This window comes from Shouchella phoenicis (genome assembly GCF_047238345.1).
In the GTDB taxonomy this organism is placed as follows: Bacteria; Bacillota; Bacilli; order Bacillales; family Bacillaceae_D; genus Shouchella.
Genome location: NZ_JBDFMQ010000002.1, coordinates 38,252 through 58,948, shown reverse-complemented (window position 1 = coordinate 58,948; position 20,697 = coordinate 38,252). Strand labels below are relative to the sequence as shown.

Annotated in this window: 22 protein-coding genes; 3 read left to right on the top strand and 19 right to left on the bottom strand. The window is 37.5% G+C overall.

Annotation, left to right across the window (positions count from 1 at the left end; all coding sequences use genetic code 11):
- Positions 1-254 precede the first annotated feature (254 nt).
- A complete protein-coding gene (locus tag ABC361_RS20955) occupies positions 255-1,391 on the top strand; it encodes an exosporium glycoprotein BclB-related protein (protein ID WP_413075884.1) in 1,137 nt (378 codons plus the stop codon).
- A gap of 370 nt (positions 1,392-1,761) precedes the next feature.
- Here the strand turns inward: ABC361_RS20955 and ABC361_RS20950 are convergent, their stop codons facing one another.
- The 5 genes from ABC361_RS20950 to ABC361_RS20930 all read right to left on the bottom strand — a co-directional run bounded on the left by ABC361_RS20950 (position 1,762) and on the right by ABC361_RS20930 (position 4,830).
- On the bottom strand, positions 1,762-2,058 hold the full coding sequence (locus ABC361_RS20950) for an aldo-keto reductase family protein (RefSeq protein ID WP_413075883.1): 297 nt from the start codon (positions 2,056-2,058) through the stop codon (positions 1,762-1,764).
- A gap of 1,100 nt (positions 2,059-3,158) precedes the next feature.
- Positions 3,159-3,236 carry a 30S ribosomal protein S9 gene (locus tag ABC361_RS20945; RefSeq protein WP_413075989.1) on the bottom strand — a complete coding sequence of 26 codons (78 nt, stop codon included), beginning with the start codon at positions 3,234-3,236 and terminating at the stop codon, positions 3,159-3,161.
- A 218-nt stretch (positions 3,237-3,454) separates the two neighbouring features.
- Positions 3,455-3,673 (bottom strand): TraB/GumN family protein, encoded by a 219-nt coding sequence (locus ABC361_RS20940; protein ID WP_413075882.1) that lies wholly within the window; start codon positions 3,671-3,673, stop codon positions 3,455-3,457.
- 487 nt (positions 3,674-4,160) lie between these two features.
- The gene (locus tag ABC361_RS20935; RefSeq protein WP_413075881.1) at positions 4,161-4,340 is read right to left on the bottom strand and encodes a DUF4177 domain-containing protein; all 180 of its coding nucleotides are present in this window, start codon (positions 4,338-4,340) and stop codon (positions 4,161-4,163) included.
- A gap of 211 nt (positions 4,341-4,551) precedes the next feature.
- Positions 4,552-4,830, bottom strand: coding sequence for a GyrI-like domain-containing protein (locus ABC361_RS20930; RefSeq protein ID WP_413075880.1), 279 nt, complete (start codon positions 4,828-4,830; stop codon positions 4,552-4,554).
- Positions 4,831-5,174: 344 nt separating this feature from the next.
- Between ABC361_RS20930 and ABC361_RS20925 the strand changes: the two genes are divergently transcribed.
- On the top strand, positions 5,175-5,792 hold the full coding sequence (locus ABC361_RS20925) for a hypothetical protein (RefSeq protein ID WP_413075879.1): 618 nt from the start codon (positions 5,175-5,177) through the stop codon (positions 5,790-5,792).
- 151 nt (positions 5,793-5,943) lie between these two features.
- Here the strand turns inward: ABC361_RS20925 and ABC361_RS20920 are convergent, their stop codons facing one another.
- On the bottom strand, positions 5,944-6,357 hold the full coding sequence (locus ABC361_RS20920; protein ID WP_413075988.1) for a MarR family winged helix-turn-helix transcriptional regulator: 414 nt from the start codon (positions 6,355-6,357) through the stop codon (positions 5,944-5,946).
- A 143-nt stretch (positions 6,358-6,500) separates the two neighbouring features.
- Here ABC361_RS20920 and ABC361_RS20915 point away from each other — a divergent pair, with 143 nt between their 5' ends.
- The gene (locus ABC361_RS20915; protein ID WP_413075878.1) at positions 6,501-6,917 is read left to right on the top strand and encodes an organic hydroperoxide resistance protein; all 417 of its coding nucleotides are present in this window, start codon (positions 6,501-6,503) and stop codon (positions 6,915-6,917) included.
- 112 nt (positions 6,918-7,029) lie between these two features.
- On the opposite strand, the gene ABC361_RS20910 is transcribed toward ABC361_RS20915, so the two are convergent.
- From ABC361_RS20910 to ABC361_RS20850, 13 genes are all read right to left on the bottom strand, one after another.
- Complete coding sequence (locus ABC361_RS20910; protein WP_413075877.1) at positions 7,030-7,677, bottom strand: restriction endonuclease; 648 nt, start codon at positions 7,675-7,677, stop codon at positions 7,030-7,032.
- Positions 7,678-7,871: 194 nt separating this feature from the next.
- Positions 7,872-8,309, bottom strand: a complete 438-nt coding sequence (locus tag ABC361_RS20905) for a hypothetical protein (RefSeq protein ID WP_413075876.1) — start codon at positions 8,307-8,309, stop codon at positions 7,872-7,874.
- The gene (gene mobP2, locus ABC361_RS20900; RefSeq protein ID WP_413075875.1) at positions 8,306-9,484 is read right to left on the bottom strand and encodes a MobP2 family relaxase; all 1,179 of its coding nucleotides are present in this window, start codon (positions 9,482-9,484) and stop codon (positions 8,306-8,308) included. Before mobP2 ends, ABC361_RS20905 begins: the two co-directional genes overlap by 4 nt.
- A gap of 15 nt (positions 9,485-9,499) precedes the next feature.
- A complete protein-coding gene (locus ABC361_RS20895; protein ID WP_413075874.1) occupies positions 9,500-9,748 on the bottom strand; it encodes a hypothetical protein in 249 nt (82 codons plus the stop codon).
- A gap of 271 nt (positions 9,749-10,019) precedes the next feature.
- Positions 10,020-10,850, bottom strand: a complete 831-nt coding sequence (locus ABC361_RS20890) for a hypothetical protein (protein WP_413075873.1) — start codon at positions 10,848-10,850, stop codon at positions 10,020-10,022.
- 15 nt (positions 10,851-10,865) lie between these two features.
- Entirely contained in the window at positions 10,866-11,438 is a 573-nt protein-coding gene (locus tag ABC361_RS20885) for a hypothetical protein (RefSeq protein WP_413075872.1), read from the bottom strand.
- A 20-nt stretch (positions 11,439-11,458) separates the two neighbouring features.
- Positions 11,459-12,553, bottom strand: a complete 1,095-nt coding sequence (locus ABC361_RS20880; protein ID WP_413075871.1) for a bifunctional lytic transglycosylase/C40 family peptidase — start codon at positions 12,551-12,553, stop codon at positions 11,459-11,461.
- Positions 12,554-12,558: 5 nt separating this feature from the next.
- The gene (locus ABC361_RS20875) at positions 12,559-14,511 is read right to left on the bottom strand and encodes a VirB4 family type IV secretion system protein (RefSeq protein ID WP_413075870.1); all 1,953 of its coding nucleotides are present in this window, start codon (positions 14,509-14,511) and stop codon (positions 12,559-12,561) included.
- Positions 14,511-15,161 carry a TraC-like domain-containing protein gene (locus tag ABC361_RS20870; RefSeq protein ID WP_413075869.1) on the bottom strand — a complete coding sequence of 217 codons (651 nt, stop codon included), beginning with the start codon at positions 15,159-15,161 and terminating at the stop codon, positions 14,511-14,513. Before ABC361_RS20870 ends, ABC361_RS20875 begins: the two co-directional genes overlap by 1 nt.
- Positions 15,139-15,483, bottom strand: a complete 345-nt coding sequence (locus ABC361_RS20865; RefSeq protein ID WP_413075868.1) for a DUF5592 family protein — start codon at positions 15,481-15,483, stop codon at positions 15,139-15,141. The genes ABC361_RS20870 and ABC361_RS20865 overlap by 23 nt, the downstream gene beginning before the upstream one ends.
- A gap of 23 nt (positions 15,484-15,506) precedes the next feature.
- The gene (locus ABC361_RS20860) at positions 15,507-17,981 is read right to left on the bottom strand and encodes a pLS20_p028 family conjugation system transmembrane protein (RefSeq protein ID WP_413075867.1); all 2,475 of its coding nucleotides are present in this window, start codon (positions 17,979-17,981) and stop codon (positions 15,507-15,509) included.
- A 10-nt stretch (positions 17,982-17,991) separates the two neighbouring features.
- Positions 17,992-18,201 carry a hypothetical protein gene (locus ABC361_RS20855; protein ID WP_413075866.1) on the bottom strand — a complete coding sequence of 70 codons (210 nt, stop codon included), beginning with the start codon at positions 18,199-18,201 and terminating at the stop codon, positions 17,992-17,994.
- Complete coding sequence (locus tag ABC361_RS20850) at positions 18,182-20,656, bottom strand: VirD4-like conjugal transfer protein, CD1115 family (RefSeq protein ID WP_413075865.1); 2,475 nt, start codon at positions 20,654-20,656, stop codon at positions 18,182-18,184. The genes ABC361_RS20855 and ABC361_RS20850 overlap by 20 nt, the downstream gene beginning before the upstream one ends.
- Positions 20,657-20,697 lie beyond the last annotated feature (41 nt).

Sequence of the window (20,697 nt, the reverse complement as noted above, 5' to 3'; positions counted from 1 at the left end):
TACTGCTAACAATTGTTGTTAATACTGCAAAATACACTGAAACGCTTGAAAGCACAATTATTATATATTCTGAACTGAGGATTTATCAATTTTTCAATCACAATGACGGTTGAACGTAAAGGATGTTCTCTAGTGTTGAAATAATTAAAATGATAAGAAAATATATTACTAATAGGCTAAGTAGTCCACACATTTAATAGAAATTTCATAACCTAATATTGCCGTTAAAAATTTGTTGAGGAGGTAATTTATAAATGTATAGTCAAGGGGATGAATGTTTTAATAATATTCAAAGGTTTAATCGTACCCCTAATAATGGGGGTGTCCCAAATTGCCCTCCAATTGTTGGTATCACCGGGCCGCCAGGACCAACAGGGCCAACGGGACCACCTGGTGAAGGTATAACGGGCATTACAGGTATAACCGGTATAATTATTCCGATACCAGGGCCAACGGGCGTAACAGGCGTTACGGGAGCTACCGGGTTACCAGGCGTAACAGGCGTTACGGGAGCTACCGGAGCTACCGGAGCTACCGGGTTACCGGGCGTAACAGGCGTTACGGGGGCTACCGGGTTACCGGGCGTAACAGGCGTTACGGGGGCTACCGGGTTACCGGGCGTAACAGGCGTTACGGGAGCTATCGGGTTACCGGGCGTAACAGGCGTTACGGGGGCTACCGGGTTACCAGGCGTAACAGGCGTTACGGGGGCTACCGGGTTACCGGGCGTGACAGGCGTTACGGGGGCTACCGGGTTACCAGGCGTAACAGGCGTTACGGGGGCTACCGGGTTACCAGGCGTAACAGGCGTTACGGGAGCTACCGGGTTACCGGGCGTAACAGGCGTTACGGGGCTACCAGGAGCAGGAGCAATCATTCCTTTTGCATCTGGATTACCAACGGCATTGACGACAATAGCTGGTGGATTAGTTGGTACGACGAGCTTAGTGGGTTTCGGCACATCACTTGTAGGAGTGAGTTTACTTGGTGGGGGTACAATAGATCTTACAGGAGCGGCTGGAACACTTCTTAATTTTGCTTTTGTCGTACCTAGAGATGGCGTTATTACATCCTTATCCGGCTTCTTCAGTACAACTGCTGCGCTCACATTAGTTGGCTCTAGTGTTTCGATTACTGGACAAATTTTTCGTTCTCCGGGTCCAGCGCCTACAAATGTGCTTACAGCGATTCCTGGTGCAAGCGTAACTTTATCACCAGATTTGACAGGAGTTCTAAGTATAGGAACGATTTCTAGTGGTTTAGCGACCGGCTTAAATATTCCAGTTAGTGCAGGTGACCGTTTATTATTGGTATTCTCTGCTACAGCTACTGGATTAACATTAATTAATACGATTGCTGGATATGCAAGTGGAGGTCTTGCGATCAACTAGTTATAAATGGTTTTAATGAAATGGTAATTTAGGTGATTGTTAGTAGCAATCTCGCAATGGATGCATATATTGAAAGTATAACTAATCATTAGTCATTCCTTTTCGAGCCAAGAACTCATCACTCTTGGCTTTTTTACTTTATGAGAGTAGGTCATAGAGAAAACGTACTATATAATGTTTGATTAATTCTTAATTATGATTATCATTCACGCTTTAATTGTTAATAATCATTTATGTCAAAAGAACACTGTTTTCTCTACTACAATTTGTAATGCTGGTGTCGGATTCAATAAAAGTAGAATACACATTTTAAAGAACAAAAAATAATCTTACACACAGCCGATCATTCATACACTGCACATAAGATTAATTATTGTGATTTACGAGGCAATGGAGCTGTATCTTGAACTGTATCTTGAACTGTATCTTGAACTTTTTCTTTAATTTCAGAACTGGCTTTAGCGTAATCAAAATGGTTACCGCCGAGCAAGACACCAGAATTAAATGGTCCTCCAACAACAATGCCTATACCTTTTTGTTGTGCATTTGGTAACATTCGTTCTAACGCATGTTCATGTTGCATTAACGTATATTGGGTTATTGATAAACTTAAATAAGGCTTCGCTTCCTCTAGCTCTAGTGCTAACTCAATTGAGAAAGCTCGCAAAAATCCTCGTTTCTCGCTTCATCAAATTTTGAAATCTAATTATCCCCTTGGAATTCAGATAGACGATATCAAGACGGTCAGTTTTTAATCTTTCCAAACTCTGTTCCATCGAACGTAATGTGCCATCTTCTGTATAATCATCAATGATTTTGTTTTTCCTGCCAAATTCAAATAGTCCTTTTTCTCTTCCTCTTCTTCTTTAAAAGCTCGGCCAACTTTTGTACTTTATATATACTCGTCTCGTTCATAATGAGATTGCACTTTACCAAGACGCATTTATGATAATCCAGCACCATAAAAAGGAGCTGTCTCAAAATAACGAATACCCTCATCCCATCCTGCTTGAATGGTTGCTGCCATTCTGATACTGGAATTACGCGAAGCACATTCCCTAATGGGGATGTACCATAAATTCTCTGCGTAAAACGCTTCTTATAATCCAAAGTGAACCGTTTAAAGACGTTTGTTTTACTATCGGAAAGAGCTAACTAGTTGGTATACTAAGTTAGCTCTCACCTCATATTTTTATGCTCTTTCAATATTAGGTAGATTGACAAATGAAAACTAATACTTGACCAGAAACAGGCATGCGACGTGGAGAACTATTAGCAATACGACCAGAGAATCTTTATGAATACGGAATAGAAGTTAGACATTCCATCAGTCCTGCCTCTAACGATACTTCATTGAAGACACAAAATGCAAAACGTGATGTTTCTAATAACAAAGAAGTGTATGAGCTTATTCGTAGGACTCCTGTTAAAGAAAATGGTTATATTTTTAGTTTTGGAGGATTTAAACAATCTGAACAATTGAATGAACTACTCGAGAAACTAGACATTTAAAAAAACGTTTCGTGGTTTGAGAGATGCGCACGCACCATTTTTATTTCCTCAAGACGTAGATATTGCTTATGTATCAAAGCGATTGGGACATATAAATATCCAAACTACACAAAATTATTATCTAGAATTAATGCCAAAAAAAGCACCAGCAAGATACCGATGCTTTAAATCTGTTAAGTGCTTTATAATGTTCAAGTTGACTTGCACCAACTTGAACCAAAAATCTCTGTAAACATTGATATATCAATACTTCTATTAACGTTTTGAGAACCGAGGCGCACGACGTGCTGCTTTAAGACCGTATTTTTTACGCTCATTCCATCTATTGGGAATTGTAAGAGATTGTATTCACTTCTGTTTCGTGTTGGGCTGAGGAAAGCAAGAAACTAGCTCAGTCTAACGATGACACCTAAGCACATGCACATAAAGTAAGAAAACGAGGAAGAGGAAATACCCCAGAGCAAACAGTCGCTTTTCATCATCCTGGAAGTGAAGATATCATTCCTTCTCACAACAAACCGACCAGCCTTTTGGCTGGTCGCTTATACGATTTACAAGATGCGTTCTACTGGATAGCCTTTGTTTTTTAATAAGGTAGGGAGGCTTGGTTCAAGAAGGACATGAAACGCACCAACAAAAACAAAATAGGTTAGCGCTCGTCTTGATAGCCGTGTTTGCTCAAGCTTCTTACACATACATAGGTTTCGTTGGCCATTGATCATTTCAAATGCCGTTCGCACCTGTTGAAATGAACGAATGTCGCAATTCAATCAATTTTCCGCTCTTTGCTCTGTTTCGTTTGGTAGCTTGCTCATACCGCTGAATGGTTCGTTGTAGGACTTGGACTTGAGTCTCCAGGTTAAAACTGCTGAAAACCTTACTTTGCATATCTTCACTTTCAAGTGAAACAATTGTTTTTTTTTGTTTTTTCAGCTTTGTTTATAAGATAGCTATTCACACTCTTTTCTGAATCAACCTTACTTAGTCTGGTAGCGAACTTTAGCAATATTAAGTCAATGAACCAAGACCCCAAATGAATGGTTTCCAATACTTACCGGTTCCCGTAGTCTATTCTCCATAGAAAGCCACCACGTTGATGAATGTCCTTCCGACTATGGTTTTCACCATCTACCGATTGATCGTTCACTTTCAACCACCATCTTTTTTAGAGGTCCAGGTCCATTAGCTACACTGCATGCCTTTACGCAGTCTTCACCTTTTCAGTGACCCGATTTAGGGCCAAGAAGCTCTTAGGTATTACGCCAATTTATTGCGCTTCAACACCGTCAAGTTACCATCAATGCCCCCAGCACGCTGCTGCGCTTGTAGAGAAACCAATTCCCAGCCTTCATCCGCAAGCTGATTCAGAACGTCTTGAATGTGAAGGGTTTGGTTTTTCGTTAAAGCGACTGGCAAAAGAATGGTTTTATACTCCATCAACATCACCCCTTCGTATTATCCTTCATCGTACCATAAAAAGAGCTTTCCACATGAGAAAGCCCTCTCGTATTAATTTGTCTTGGGACACGGAGAACCCCCCCACTCTTTTTGTACGTTTCATAAAGCTAGGAAGCGTGGAATGATTCCTAAAGGTAACCTAGCAAAAATCGTTCAAATTACTAGAGGGGAGGACAGGGTTTGGATGTTTTTATTTCTCTCTAATACCAATCCAAATTTCACTTTTGTCATTTTGACTTGCTAGCATTTCAGGCCTAATTAGTTCATAAGGAACGGTGGAAAACCATTCGGTATAAATGCGTTGCCAAAGCTCTTCTACATGTGTCCAGTCACCATCAACTTCAAAGATTGCCCATGTCATTGCTGGAATCTCTATAGATGCAAATGGTTCATGTGATGCAACGGACGAGACAGCTCCAATATACTGGTGAAAATGTTGAGCAAGAGCATGATAAAAAAAGCCATCCAAAGATCGCCCTTAAGCCTGTCCGTGCTATAAATCAACTCGTTTTTTGCCATTTTGTTCACCAGCCATTTGAGGGCTAGATTACGCTTTCTTTTGCTTTTTCTTTGGTGGCATGTAGAGATTGTGTTTTTTCGCTAAAGCAATGATGTCCTTCGCATATTGCTTCGCTTGTTGATCCGTCATCTTAATACCCATTCTTAGCCACTCTCCTAAACTCGCTTTTGCTAGTAGTTTGAGCAAGATCCACGGGTTTTATACATACCTTGTCCCCTTTGCTCATAGACTCTACAAGACTAGGAACCATGGAATGATTCCTAATGCTCTCAATGGAAGAAGGAGGATACTAAGTGGAAGCGCATGTGAGAAAAGAGCGTAGTGATAAAAAACGTGATTGTAGACCGACCATTCCCTCTACCTTATATGAGACCTTTGATCGAGTCTCGTACATCACGATGAAACCCATAAAAACGGTTGGCGAAACAATAGTACAGCATAGTTTAGAAAGCCAACTTGTGATGGAACAATTTGCGGGTCAGTTTGTACGCGATTATTGGCAAAACGGCACCCTCTATGTAGGGAATCAGACTCTAGAAGGAAGTAAAATTATTCGCGTCCCAGAACGAAAACATAAAATGACCATGAGGCTATCAAAGCCCGTTTTTAATGAGTTAGAAAACTTTGCGCATGCACTTGGCAAAACGACAACATCCAGCGCCGGCTTGCTTCTAAAAGTTGCGGTTACGGACACACCGGTGTTGCAACAGTATGTTCAAAAAACGGTCATGACTGAACTCGATGCGGGTCGCAAGCAGCAATTAAAGGAAGTTCTTAAGTATATCCATACACACAATGAAGAAACGGTCGATGTCACGCTCTTTCACTTACTGGACATGATTGTGACGAAGTTTCGACATGGCAAGCATTCACTAAAAGACGCAATTGACGCTTTTATGAAAAATCACTAAGGGTTACGTATATGTAGCCCTTAGTGATTTTTGATGGAGAATCAAACAAACCATTTTTCTTCAGCTGTCATATAGATTATGACAAAAAAGAGGTGACGCTAAAAAAGCTATAAATGCTTTTTTAGCTTTGATTTTTAATTAACATTCTACGTTAGTGTCCTTTTATCATTTTATCTAGCAAATTTCTTAATTGTATTAGCTCTGATTCATTTAAATTGGTTTGCTCTAAAAATTCCATTGGAATACTTAATGCTTGTTTCTCAGCATTCTTCCCTTGTTTAGTTAACATAACTTTCACAACTCGCTCGTCTTTCTTTGACCGAATACGATCAATTAATTGATTTTCTTCCATTCTTTTTAGCATTGGTGTCAATGTACCTGAGTCTAATTGTAAATGTTCACCTAACGCTTTAATAGACATCTCATCATGTTCCCACAATACAAGCAAAACTAAGTATTGGGGGTACGTTACATTGAGCTTCTCTAAAAGAGGACGATAGCGTCTAGTTAACTCTTTGTTAACGGCGTATAAGGGAAAACAAATTTGATTATCCAATCTTAACATCTCATTTTTCAAATTTCTCACTCCTAATCGTATTATAGCAATTCAAATACATCTTTCAAAACATTTGACATAAATAACGTATATTATGTATTATTAAATTGCGCACAATTTAATTGTGTAAAATTTATATTAGGAGTGTTACTATGGCTTTATACACTGCTTCTTCTACTGCATCAGGAGGCCGACAGGGAAAGGTTAACTCATCTGATGGAACTTTGGAATTAACATTATCCATTCCAAAAGGATTAGGAGGTAACGGTAAAGAAGGAACAACAAATCCTGAGCAACTGTTTTCAGCTGGTTATGCTGCATGCTTTGATAGTGCATTACAATTGGTTGCCAGCCAATCAAAGAAAAAGATTGTCTCTGAAGTTACTGCGGAGATTAGTATTGATAAACAGTCAGACGGATTCGGTCTAAGTGCTAACCTTATGATTGAGATTGAAGGAATTTCTCAGCAAGAAGCTGAAACTCTGGTAAATAAGGCTCACCAAGTTTGCCCTTACTCCCGTGCAATCAAAGGTAATATAGAAGTAAACAAAAGCGTTACAACTAAATAATATCCTTTCATAATTTTTGTGTATCGTTCAACACCTGACTATAGCACCCCTCTGTATTTAAAATTTGTTTGTTAAATAAAGAAGAAGGTCATTTGCCTTCTTCTTTATTCAATTATGGAACATGAAAAGGTTCGGTATGACGGCACTGTGGAAAGCTAGTGCAACCAAAAAATTTCCGACTCCCTTCTCGATTGCTACGTACGACTAAATCGGATCCACATGCAGGACAAATACGTTCTTCTGGTTCGACGTGATGATAAACCTGACTGGCTGTGAGATCAGGATTCACTTTTACGATGAACGCTTGCAAGGCGGCACGATCCAGAAGCTTGACGCCACACGCTTTGGCTAACGCCCGAGCGCTTGGCGAATAAATGCTATTGGTAACGACCCATGCTTCATGTGCTTTATAGTAAGCACGAGCGGCATAGATTTCTTGAACGGCTGAAATCCCCACTCGATTTTTCATGCCGTATCGCTTTGCTTGAATGACAATCTTATTTCGTCCTTTTAAGATGAGATCAGCGCCATAATCGTGACTCGCCGATGTGACCAGGGGGCGATAGCCTAACTTCTTAAAGAGTGCTTCTAAATAAACTTCGAATTGAAAGCCGTCCATTTGATCAATGTCACGAATGCCAGATCGACTCATTCGGTTTATGATTCGTCTTTTCTTCAAATAACGAATAAAGATTTTCAAAACTTTCCATCCTATAATCACAAGGCCCACATAAAAAAGAATGGCGATAAACACGTCCATTTGCTTCCCTCCTTATTGACTTGCCATGCTGCTGGCTCGGCATGCATATTGGTTTTCATACATCGAGGCTTGCTTTCGTTCATTGTTTCAATTTACGTGGCTTGTATGACACTCCCCTATATCCACTAGCATCACGAACCAACCATACAATGGGCCATCCATTCCGTTGATGACTGCAGACTCATATCGAACACTCAATCTTTCATTCTTTTGCGTTTATATGTTTGTGTCGCTTTGTGCTGTTGCATATGCTTAATTCGTTCGTGCACACACGCTTTTGCCGTTCGAACAGGTTGCGCTTCCATGTCGTCGGTCGTTACGATATCACTCACATTTTCGTTAACCATCATCCCGTTGACAAGTTCAATTAAGACTTGTGTATTTCGGTCCGTATTGTTCGTTCCAAGAAGAATTTTATTAAGTACCTGGCGCATTTCTTTCCGGACGGTGCTTGCGACTTCTTGCGTAATGAAGCTGGTTTCTTTCGACTTCATGTCTTGATGCTCTTTAATGATTTGTTCAACGACTACATTTTTTCTGGCACCCGTGAATCCTTCTTGTTCGGCAAAAGCATCGATGTATTGAATCGTTTGTTCAGATAACCTCATTCGTTTAAGTGTCCCACTACTCACAATGACTGGCCCCTTTCGATACGTTTCTGCATGCGTTCATAGGCGTGCTGGTTTTGCTGTGATTGCATTTCACTTTGAAACAACCGATCCATTCGATATTTTACATTTTTAATGGATACATTTCGTTGAAAGGTATGCTTTTTTGACCGTGGCGAATGCTTTTGATTAATGGTTTTAATCTGATTATCATAAGCCTTCATTTCTTGCAGAAAAGCATTCCCCATTCGTTGATACAGGTCGTTTATTTTATTCGTTTTATACTCGTCATACCGCTTTGTCTCTCCTTCTCCATACGTGCGTCTTAATACAGACACTTCTTCATCTAACCGTTGATGAAATTCGTTTATTTCTTTTGGGTGATAGATGTCTAAATACTTTTTTGTTAACTGATTTAATTCTGGCTTGATAACATCAATCGTTTCATACCCATAGTTCCAGTATCGCTTATTCTTTGGTAGTTGCTTGTAAATGGATAAAAAGGATTTTCGAAAGGAACGATCATAGGCAAGAGAATGAGTACGGGCTTTCTTTTTTCCGACCATTTCCTTTCGTATCAGATCATTCAATTTTTGACGTTGTTCAGTGCGATCCATAATGTGATTCACGTAAATTGATCGCATGCGTTCGAGGGTCTTTAATTTTCGCTTTCCCCGTTGGTTTTCGGATGGCGAAAGGTTCACCGTTGCGATGTGAATATGAATGTTTTCGGTATTGTGATGAATGGCTCCAGACCACACGACATTGCTTCCTAAGCCGCTCTTCTCTTTCATCTCTTTCATGGCGAAACGTGTAATGGTTTTTAATTTTTTCTCATCAACATCTTTTGTCTTTCCATCATAGATGCCATGTTCCTGAAGCCAAGCATTATCAAAGGAAATCACATCTTGATAAAGGATGCTTCCGCGCGCTTGTGCCAGTTTAAAAGCCTCTTTTACCAGTGCCACTTTTTCTTCGTTCAAGTGGTCTTCAGAATCATTGAACAACGCATTGCTTTTTTCGTCCTGTCGCATGTATTCATTATAGGAAGAAAACCCGATGTCACGCGTCGTTTCGTCTCGACTGATATAGGTCAAATAATCATTAAACCGTGTACCAGAAGACGGACTTTTTTTATTGGGTAACGTGAATTGCGATTTCACAATAACAGCCGTTTTTTTTCCCGCAATCGCAGACATGAAACGCCTCCTCTTTTAGTCTTCGAGTAGCAAATGAAAGAGTTCTTGTTGCTTTTCCAATTGTTCTTGAAACTGTGTTAAGACTTCCGTGTTTTTTTCGAGCGTCGTTTTTAATTCGTGTTCTCGTTCGTTTAACGCTTGCATCATAATAAAATTTTCAATCAGGTTTTGCATGAACTCTTGACGTGATTGTTTGAGTTTCTTCGCTTTTTCATCAATCCTTTTCACAGTCGTTCGGTTCAAGTCTCGAATGAGAATATCCATCTTTCAACCTCCCTAAAAAGGTGTGTTCCTTTACGACTCTCTAATTCTCTCGTTCGTCATTGATTGTTAGTAAAAGTTAGTAAAAGAGCATAAGGGAAAAATGATAACACTCGCGTGTTATGTCCGGCAGAGCCGGACTTTTCGTGATATCACTAATTTTCATCTTTGTGCCATTTATGTGCCACTGTAATTACTCAAATTATGCACTTATATCATTAAAAAAAGGCAACTTTTTAAATTGAAAAAGTCACCTATCATTTATTTTTTTGTTTTAATTAGACAGTGATATGCTTGAATTTCTTTTTCTATTTTCATAGTTCTCGATCCGTTCTTTCTCCAATTTTATACGTTCATCTAATTCATTTTGATTAGAGATATAACTTTCTTTTTGTACCTCCAACGAGTTTATATGATTATCTGTATGAACTTTTTCTTCTGCTGTTTGATATTGTTTTTCTTCTTTTATTGATTGTATTTCATCCTCTATATCAATAATATTTTGTTCAATCCCTAGTATTTCTTCATGGTGTATTTCGATTTCCTCTTCAGCATTATTTATAAGTGTATCCATTACATATTCAAAATAATTTTGTTGATCCTTTTCATCAATATCTCTGTGCTCCACTTCTCGATAATCGGTATAGAGATTAACGATTCCACTTCTTTCTTCTTGTTCATTTTCACTCATTTCAATTTCATATAGCTGTAATGAAATTTGTTCAAAATCATGATCGAAATTCTTAATATCCAATACCATGTACTCTTCTATTTCGTAAGAAATGTTTACTTCAACTGGACTCATGGTTGAACGTTGAACGGCTTGAACATCCAATTTATCTACTGCAAATCTCATGTCTTTTATATCTAAAATCACTTGCATAGTTTCATTATTTTCATCATAAATCCATTCCAGAATCTCAACATCCCTTTGACCATTTGCCCCAATTTCTTCACCAATTGGGGAAGCAAGAACTTCTAATTCATCTTCCAAGAACATATTCGTTGAAAGAAAATAACCCATCACTACCACAAGTAATGATGAGCCAATTAAATACCATTTACTTTTGTTTCCTCGAAGGTTTGCACGATCTTTACTGAACAATTCAATGACCTCCTTTTATTTCATTTCAATCATTTCTGACGCTATCCATTCACCATTTTCATGCTTGAAAGTGACACGTATTATTACATTTGAGGTTTCTTCTACCTCACGCTCAATATATCTTATATCGTGATTTAACTTGATGATTATATCCATTTCCTCTTGGTTTATATCACCATTTCGTATAAAAAATTCTTCCTGACTAACACTGGTTTCAACTTCCCCTTGACCATACATTTCAGCAGGGAAAAACCGTTCTTTTAATTCTTCATTCATCACTTCTGGTGCTTCATTTTTTCTTGTTTGGTATTCATCTACGTTTTGTTCAAAAGCTAAGTGGACGAAACGCATAGCTTGTTCCTCTAAAGCTTTATATGCTTCTTCTCGTTCTGACTTAGTTTGGAATTCCTGTTGTGTTTTTAATCGCTCATTTGTCTCCTCAAGCTGTCTCATATCTCTTGACTGTTCTAATGTTTGCCCTGATGTGGTTTCGGCAGATTGATTAGCAATGAAGAAGCCAATATTTAAAAATAAAAGAACAGCTAAAATGATAATAGAGAACGATTTAAAGGCTTTGAATGTGTCCATATATCCTTAACTCCTCCTTATTAAATACGTACCACACGACCATTAAATGTATCATTCCAGTAACCAGAAGACATACTCTCTACATCAACACCAGTTGAACTTTGTGCACCTATAAACTGACCATTTCCCATATAAATACCAACATGACCATCTATTTTATAAGTGTCAAAGAACACCAAATCCCCTGGTTGTGCATCAGAATAACTTAGCTGTTGTCCCTGTGTTTTTAATGTATCTGTTGTTACTGAAGTTAGGTTTCCTAAATCAACTCCTACTTGTTCAAACGCCCAATGAACAAAACTAGAACAATCAAAATTACCTACTGCTTGATCTTGTCTATTTCTTCCACCACCAAACACATAATCACTATTTCCAACCCATTGCATCCCCACTTCAATAACGTCCTCATAATTACCATCCATAGCGTAAGAAGGTTGTATGTACTGCATTACTGCATCCACATATTGAATATCACCATAACAAGCCCCAGTTTCGGCTGATTCAGGACGAATACATGAAAACATGCCAGTGTGTTTTAGCTTTTGATACTGCTCTTGTGAGAACGAAATTGCTAGTTCTTTTGAGTATTCTCCATTGTTATGTTCATTCGCATAATCAATAAAGCCATGACCAAAATTATATGCCTGTAACGCTAATAAAACATCACCGTTTGCCTGTTCTAAAACTTGTGCAAAGTATCGAGTTCCTACATCTATGCTGTATTCTTGATCATCAATTGTATTGGGTGGAAGACCTAATGATTCTGACGCTTGCATTACATCTGCCAAGCGTCCACCCGATTCCTGCATTGTTTTTGCCATGAGTACATCTACATATTCAGGTATTCCGTATTGTTCTGCATATTTTTCGAACAATGGTCTTAATTCTTCAACATCAGGCGATAAGCCAAGAGTACCATCAGAAACAAAATTATAATCACTCTCAACATCGTTGTTACCAACGGTACTTACAATCATTGTCTGAAAAGCACCAATTATGATTACCACCAAAAAACCAATAATTAGAATACCCGCACCTAAAATTAGTTTGATTTTTATAGATAAAAAAGAAAGAGCTGCTAAACCAGCTCTAACTGCGTGTTTTCCTAATTTCATTTTCTTTAAGCACCTCCGCCAAACAAATCTAATTCTTCGTCTGACACATCAACATTCATTTTGACGTTTTTTACTGACGAAATAGAAAGGATGACTTGCCCTTTCTCTAAATAAGGAATTTGGCTTAACTCCGATTCATTTAACTGACCTGTAAAAACACTTTTTAACTTCGCAAGGGACTCACTATCCTGTTCAGCAATAAATTTATATTGTGTTAAAGAGAACAGCTTCTTCACTTCTTCAGCAGAACTTTCTGAAGCATTGTTAGGAACAAAATCTTCAATTACATGACTAGCAAAAAACAATCCTCCGAAATACTTTCTTGCTTCACGCATAAATCTTTGTAGGTATAGAACAGCATGTTCTGAACTTTTTCTAGTGTTAATTATATGGTGTGCTTCATCAATTAAAATAAGATATTTTCTTGCTTCTGGTTGTGTTAAACGATGTTTAGTTAAGGCTTTAAGTTGTGGTTGACCGTTACTTAACATTCCATCCCATAATTTGTTGAGCACGTTAAACAATTGTGCTTGAAATATCTCTGGCTTTAATTCTGATAAATTTCTCAATGGGAATGACACAAAATCCTCATTGTTGAAATCGTCAATCGTTGAGTGTGTATTAAATAAATGTCCATAATTCTTGACGACATTTGCAATATTCAACTCAATATTTTCAAGTCTAGTTCGCTTATTTACACTAATATCTTCGTTTACTTTTTGCTTCTCAATATTCTCATATAACTCGTCTTGTAGAAGTTTGAGGAGATCCGAAAAAATAGGGTATTGGTTTGCTTTTAGATCAGTAATTACGTTAGCTTCCCTCTCTTCAACCCATAAACCATGTTCTACATAAAGCTTACGTAAGAGATTTTCATATTCTTTGATTTCTTCGTTGCTAACTTCTGGTGCAAGAAAACGATAAAAAACTGAAAGCTTTGATAAATGTTGCGTAAATGATGTTTCTTCTCGCACATTTCCACTGTCATCTGTATCTGACTTGTAAACATGTAAAGGGTTAATTGACCCATTTGTACCGTCCAAAGCAATAACCTTACCATCTAATTTATTAGCGAGTTCTGTAAACTCCCCTGTTACGTCCAACACACGTATTTTATTTCCTTTGATGGCGTTATCCAGAGCCACCTTTTTTAGCATTGTCGACTTACCTGACCCCATTTTCCCAATCATTACGGCATTATAAAACTTTCGTTTTGCATCTTGATGGAACATGTCAAAAAGCACATTACCGTTTGTGTCGGTTGTGCCATAATGCGTACCATATGGATCATCTAAACTTGTGTAGTGAAACGGTAATCCACCTGCAATTGATAAAGCAGGTATTTCCACTCCCTTACGCTTATTTGAATATTTTAGTTGAGCAGAATAAGGTTTAAAAAGACTTTCCCATTCATATTCCTGCTCATTTAAAAATACACTACCTCTAAAATTAAGAGAAGCTAAATCATCCATGATTTTCTTCACTTTTAGCTCTAAGCTATCAATTGTCTGTGACGCAACATATAGACGGAGCACCATGCGTTTGATTACTTCTCCTTGCCTGATCTCATTATAAATTTCTTTTAAGTCATTGTAATTCTCTACTGCTTCCAAAAAATCACTAGTATCTTTAGCTGTTTCTCCCCTGTTCTGCTCCTCTGCCATACTTTTATTTAAACTACTCTGTATTTGCAAGTTATTTGGTGTTCCTACATCTAAGCAGGCAACCACTTCAGGCATGTTCATAATTTCTTCCAACCAAAAATCACTAACAACGGTTTGGAAATCATAAATGTGTATTGAAACCTCATACCCATCACCTTTTTTGATGTATGATTCTTCAAATTTAATTCCACCTTGTGGCTGAATTTGAGAAAGCAAGTAAGGGTTATACCCTGCGTTTACTTCTTCTTTTTCCTTTTCTTTAGGTCTAATCATATCTAATATGGTTGCAAGCATTATGACTCCCCCTTCGCAGTTCGATTTTTCGAGTTAAGATTATGCAACTTGTATAGGATGTTAATTTTCTTTTCTTCGGATAACTGGATAGCAGGAGCAACACGGCTTATTTTTGCTGTCACATTGGCAACTCTATCACGTAGCGTAAATTCATCATCTGCATATAAAAACATATAGAATTCACGATTATACCGTTCCCTTTCAATAAACTGTAATTCTTCTAGTTTTTTTTCTAAGAATGCTCTGTACTGTGGTTTACTTGCTTCTTGCATCTTCTGGATTACAAATCGTTGTTGTCTTGATGTATCGACTGGGAAATCAAACGGAATGACTTTCCAATCATGACTGTACCATTGAATAAAATAAGCAAAAGAAAAAATCTTCTTCTGCTTATCTGCTTCATTTAATGCGTAAATATCAGTCGATGTAAGTTGTATCACTTCCATAAAACCATCACCATTAGATAGCTCACAATAACCATTTGCAGTTAGATCAATAGTAGGTGCTATATCTGCAAAACTACTCTTTATTCTTGGTTTTTTATCTTTTGGTCTTTTAGGAGAAGTTTCATTATCTTGAATAAAAACGGCTGATCCTCTTGGCTGACACTTCCTTTTGAATGAACCTTTATTTCCTTTTAGAATTGCCATTAATCTCATCTCCTCCATTTAGTTCCTCATCGTCATCTACCACATAATCAATAGCAACATATGTGTCTTTTTTTCTTTTAATGGCAATCAAAAGAGCTTCATATACACGCTTTTTTGGATTAGTATTAGGTCTTATCAAGAAGACTCCTCCAATAAATAAGAGGAAACCATAAAACAACCACATCCTAGAATCATGTACAAAAGAATTCATCAGCCATCCAAAAAGAATAAGACCGATCAAGAAGACAAGATCGGTCAAATACACATGCTTATACATCCTCATTTCGGTTGTAATGCTTTTAGGTATACGGTATTGAGCCATTATTTCACCTCAATTTTTTATGCTTATTTATTTTTTCTTTTAAAACCTTTTCTGAGCGAGCTACCTGTATTTTTACCAATGTTGTAACTCTGTTTTGCATCTTTCACCACGTTACTGTTGTTGAAACGATTAGAAACAGTGTCCTTAATCACTTGACCGACATGTCTTTCATCTGAAACCACTTCGTTTTCTTCTCGTACTACTTGTTTATGAGTATGTTCACCACCTGAAACATTTGTTGTTGTTTTTTGAGTTGTGGATTCCGTTGTAGAAGAACCACCTTGTGAACCGCTAGTATTCCCTCCTGTTGGTGCAGATGCAGATGTTTGTGCAGATGTTCTTCCAGATTCAGAAGATGTTGAACCTGACGCACCACCTGTATTTGTTGTTTGGACGTTTCCGCTTCCCGAACTACGGTGGGTTGTTGTTTCTCGCACCTCTTGTTGTACATTGCCAGAGTTACTAATAACCTCTGTTTCTAAATCTACAACTTCTTTTTGTGGAGAAGCATCTTGTTGCACTTGTTGTTTTTGAACACTTCTTGTCTCACCTTTCGACATTTGATTTGAACTACTCTTAGGTGTAGCAGGGGTTACTGATTTCCCTTGACTAACAGATTGTGTATTCGGTTGGTGGTCTGGGCTTGTATTAGAATTTGCTGTTGTACCACCTGTTACATTTGTTGAAGTAACACCACTACTTTCACTTGAACTATTAATTTCTCCTCCTGTTGTATTATTCGCCCCTCCTGCATCTGTTGTTGAAGCTACTTCATTTTGTGCCTGTTCAGATACGCTTGCCACTTGGTCTTTCATACCTGATGTTTGATTGTTTCCTTTTCCACCAGTCACATTTTGCATCTGTCCTCGTTGATTTTCTGAATTACCTTTTCCTTTTTCTTCTTCTTTGGCTTTCATCTGTTGGTGTAAACTTTGAGGTCTGCCAGATCCTCCATTGCCATCTTGGTTTGTAGGCTTTTGATTCGAATTAGTATTTTGACCTTCATCATTTTGTCTGGTGATGTTACCCTCTTGATTTGCATTTTCATTTTCACTTTCGCTTCCATTTCCTTGTGAGATACCACTCCCATTTTGAATACCGTTACCTCTTTGAATACCATCACCATTATTTTGGAGACCATTTCCTTCTTGATTACCATTTCCTTGACCTTTTCCTAGTTTATTTTGTCCTTCAGCTAATTTGGCTATATTTTGACTGTTACCTTGACCATCGCCTTGACCTTTTCCTAATCCTCCTGATAACGCTCCTGCAATACCAGATGTTGATTTTGTCGCCCCACTAAGACTCTTCTGCCCTACACTTTTAGCAAGACTAGCACCTTTCATACCCATGCTTGCAAGACCTTTTGCTCCTGCAACTCCTGCAACCATAGCACCCCAACCTTGCTTAGAACCTCCATCAATTCCAAATAGACGTTCAATCATATTCGGTCCATTCATAAGGGCTATACCAAAACCAATCATAGCAATTAGGTACGGAATACCACTTAACTCTTCCCCTAACCAACTAGCTCCGATCATATAGACCTTTAATGACAGGAAGATCATTATTGTGACCAAAAAGAGATTTAAGATGTTTTGAATGACTTGTTTAATTCTCTGTCCTGAATGTAAATCACTAGCCGCTACAAATGGTGCAATAATATAGTTAAATCCAAGTTCAAAGAACATTCTCGCTAACTTGACTGCAATTGTAACTAATACGACCATAATTACACCTAATGTTCCAAGTGCATTGATCCAATCAACATCATAGCGATAATAATATTCCTGTGTAATATCTGTTATCCATCCTCCATCTTGTAAATCCTCAGTAGCCCTTGAACCATCACCAAGTGTAATTATTTTGCTACTTAAAATATCTTCTCCATCACTCGATAGCTCTTCTCCACCGCCTAGATCTTCACCCTCAACCATAGGTGCATTTATAGTAATATTTCTTGCGTATTCTGGACGTAAGTTATTCGTTTCTTCTAAATCTGGATTTGACCATCCTTCCATGTCGAATACAACTACGTCTGTAATGTTATTAACAATCACTTCATCAGCTAAAGATCCTGCTTCATCGCCATAATTTATAGCGTTTATTGCATCATCAGTAAAATCATTCGCTTGTTGCATTCCTCCACTTAAAAGTACAATAACAACTAACGCCATAAAAATATTGGCAAACAAAGATGAACGATTAAATGAATCACGCTTGAATATAATCAAAAACCCAATAAACCCTATATTAATCGCTATTAGAATATACAAAAAAGGTTGCGTCTGATTAATAAAATCCGCAACCTCTGGGTTTTCAAAAAATGTCTTTATTCCTAAAATGCTATCCGTAATGTTTTCTACGGAGTCAACGATCCATGCCATGCCTTGAAGTAACCACCAACCGATTGTTCGAAACATATCAATAAACAATGTTCCAACGTTTAGATGCTCAGAAAACTGATCCAAGTATTCTAAGATTTCTTCTTCAGACATAATATCCCCCCTATTTCAAGAAATGTTCAATAGTAGAGGTAACGGAAATATCAGCTTTATCAACCATTACACTATATCGTTCGTTATGTTGATTTTTCTTGATATGACATGTTCCATCACTAAGACTAACAACTAAATCCTGCTTTTCTAGCTTTTCTTCAAATTTATTTATGACATCCCTTAAACTCGTATTTTGGGTTTTACATTGGTAATTCTTCATGTTCACGTTCCTCTCTTTCCTCATTTTTAATTAAATCAAGTTTTTCGAGTACAACGTTTACAGTATTTGCTTTTAACTGGTTCGATTTAACAAGCTCATTTAGTAATGATTCAAAATCAACTAATTTCATATCAAGGATCTCATCTTCAGTTTGTTCTGTTGTTGACTGCAACTTAGTTGTTATTAACTTTAATATTGAGTCACCTTCTAATATCTCACCAATTTTGCTCTCACCTGTTATTTCTTGTTGTTTCAAACCACCATCAAGAGATTGATTTAAGTCAAATTCAAGATCTTCTAGTAATGGAGTTTCCGCTTTTCTATCCTCTTCGTCAGTAAATCGGTAACGCAATTGTTCAAGCGGTAAATCTGCGTGATCACAACTAATGTCCATATCGTTTACAGAAAGTGAAGTGTCAAAATTCTCGGCTAGATATTCATAACGATATTTCATTTGTGACTTACCATAATTATAAATAGGAAATGCCGTTATCTTCTTTCGGTCTTTATCTTGTCTTTTTATTCCTCTTATGACGACTGTCTCTCCTTCTTTTAATTGCATAAGTTCATTTACATTTAATAACCTTCTTCCATCTGTACCTTCCGTCTTATTCTTATTAAAAGAAATTACTCCGCCAGAACGACTCTGAGATGTAATTGTTTTATCACCAATTTTTTTGCTAATTTCTTCTGCTGTGTCTGTTGATGTAGTTAAAATATAGATCGTATTTGCACAATTGCCCTCAATTGTTTTCCAATCTTTATCGTATTTCAATTCTAATTGCGAATAAGATTGAATTACTAAGTTAAAACGCATTCCTCGACCTAGTGCAACAGTTACAATTGATCCCATTTCTTGAATTGCAGGCATGTTTCCAAACTCATCAAGAATAAAAACAACTCTCCTTATACACTCTTTTCTTGATGTAATTGTGGCTGTTCTAGATAATTCGGTATAGAGCTGTTTGATGTAGAGAGAAGCAATTATGTGCAATGATGTATCGTAATCAGGAGTAATCATGAATAATGCGGTCGGCTTTCTAAAATGTTCGAACTTGTTTATTGTTATTTTGCTATCATTATCTTTGTACTTAAAAAGGACATTTCCATTTTCCTCAATAATTTCTTCTACTATAATGCTTTCACTTATGTCTGAATCTCTTTCTCTTAAAATGATTTCATCACCGATATTTAACTCATTGTCGTGATAAATTTTAAATAAACCATTTGCATCAGAACGAACACTATTGACGTTTTTGTCTGGAAAACTAACATCTATTCTAGTTAGCGGCTTAGCTTTTCCTGATATAGATTTGCCAAAACCGATTTTTTTCATGTCAAATGAGTTCCTAGCTGTCATTTTTGCGATTGGTGTTAATGTAAAAATACTAAGTTTATCAAAAGCATTTGCAAAAATACCTGCTACCGTCTGCCCAGCCCCTGATGCAAATTTTACTGTTGCGTATTGAAGTTTGGCCGGATGATGTTCGGGTAGCGATTCAAAAAATGTATCCAGCCCGGTATGCAAGTCGCCAGTCTTCTCATCCTCTTCTTTTTCAGACGCGAGTTCATTCAACGTAGTTGCCACTGTATACATGGTTACTTTCTCTTTATGATCCGGAATGTTTTTTTCACACAGGCCGAGAATGAGCGCTGTGCATAACGCACTAGCGGAATCCTGCCAAAATTTATCTTTCGCTTGTGGGTCGGCATAAAGCATACTGGAAATGGTTTTCGCGTGTTGTTCGGCTTTGCTCATATTGCCTTCTTCGTAAGCATCAACGACAACCTGTAGGACTTGGTATGACATCGACTGTAAGGGATCGTCTAAATTCAGAACTTCAACATGATACCCTCGTTTTTCTAGCGTGGACTTACTGGCAGCAAACAACTCTCCTTTGGCATCATTGACTACCATAGACGCTTTATTTTCGGCTCTTGAATACACATCAATCATTGGGAACATCCCCATTTCACCCTTACCAGACCTCGTAGTACCTACCCAAAGATTATTTACTGGTGAATCATCAATGAATATTTTATCTTTATATCTTGAAATAGGTACGCCACCTTCACCAGAGTATGGTTTGGTTTTTTCTGGAACCGACCTATACTGTTTCTTTATCTCGTCAAGTGTGGTAAAACGACTTGAACCTTTAGAATGTTCTTCTTCAAGTTCTTTGAAATTGGTTCTTAGTTTGTATAACAATAACCCAAACGCCAAAACAGACACTATTCCTAAAAATAGATAAGAAAGTGACGATAACTGTTCAAATTCAGTCATAAGCGTAAAGAAACTAGTGACCATTGCTTCATTTCCTATAAGTGAAAAGAAATTTGCAACAATAAAATTTATAATCCCATTAAGTACAAAGAAAAACGTTAGCCCACCAATTAAAGAGATTGTGAAGTGTGCTTTCCTTGTCTGAAGCAGTTTTTTAATTTTTTTAAACAAAACTTCAACCTCCTTCACAGCACAAAAGACACTTTTTTTAA

What these genes read in the sequence shown, in the direction of transcription:
- ABC361_RS20880 (WP_413075871.1), bottom strand. Translation starts at nt 12,553, where the DNA reads ATGAAATTAGGAAAACACGCAGTTAGAGCTGGTTTAGCAGCTCTTTCT.
- ABC361_RS20865 (WP_413075868.1), bottom strand. Translation starts at nt 15,483, where the DNA reads ATGGCTCAATACCGTATACCTAAAAGCATTACAACCGAAATGAGGATG.
- ABC361_RS20895 (WP_413075874.1), bottom strand. Translation starts at nt 9,748, where the DNA reads ATGGATATTCTCATTCGAGACTTGAACCGAACGACTGTGAAAAGGATT.
- ABC361_RS20860 (WP_413075867.1), bottom strand. Translation starts at nt 17,981, where the DNA reads ATGTCTGAAGAAGAAATCTTAGAATACTTGGATCAGTTTTCTGAGCAT.
- ABC361_RS20875 (WP_413075870.1), bottom strand. Translation starts at nt 14,511, where the DNA reads ATGCTTGCAACCATATTAGATATGATTAGACCTAAAGAAAAGGAAAAA.
- ABC361_RS20870 (WP_413075869.1), bottom strand. Translation starts at nt 15,161, where the DNA reads ATGGCAATTCTAAAAGGAAATAAAGGTTCATTCAAAAGGAAGTGTCAG.
- ABC361_RS20855 (WP_413075866.1), bottom strand. Translation starts at nt 18,201, where the DNA reads ATGAAGAATTACCAATGTAAAACCCAAAATACGAGTTTAAGGGATGTC.
- mobP2 (WP_413075875.1), bottom strand. Translation starts at nt 9,484, where the DNA reads ATGTCTGCGATTGCGGGAAAAAAAACGGCTGTTATTGTGAAATCGCAA.
- ABC361_RS20920 (WP_413075988.1), bottom strand. Translation starts at nt 6,357, where the DNA reads ATGTTAAGATTGGATAATCAAATTTGTTTTCCCTTATACGCCGTTAAC.
- ABC361_RS20935 (WP_413075881.1), bottom strand. Translation starts at nt 4,340, where the DNA reads ATGGAGTATAAAACCATTCTTTTGCCAGTCGCTTTAACGAAAAACCAA.
- ABC361_RS20915 (WP_413075878.1), top strand. Translation starts at nt 6,501, where the DNA reads ATGGCTTTATACACTGCTTCTTCTACTGCATCAGGAGGCCGACAGGGA.
- ABC361_RS20910 (WP_413075877.1), bottom strand. Translation starts at nt 7,677, where the DNA reads ATGGACGTGTTTATCGCCATTCTTTTTTATGTGGGCCTTGTGATTATA.
- ABC361_RS20955 (WP_413075884.1), top strand. Translation starts at nt 255, where the DNA reads ATGTATAGTCAAGGGGATGAATGTTTTAATAATATTCAAAGGTTTAAT.
- ABC361_RS20885 (WP_413075872.1), bottom strand. Translation starts at nt 11,438, where the DNA reads ATGGACACATTCAAAGCCTTTAAATCGTTCTCTATTATCATTTTAGCT.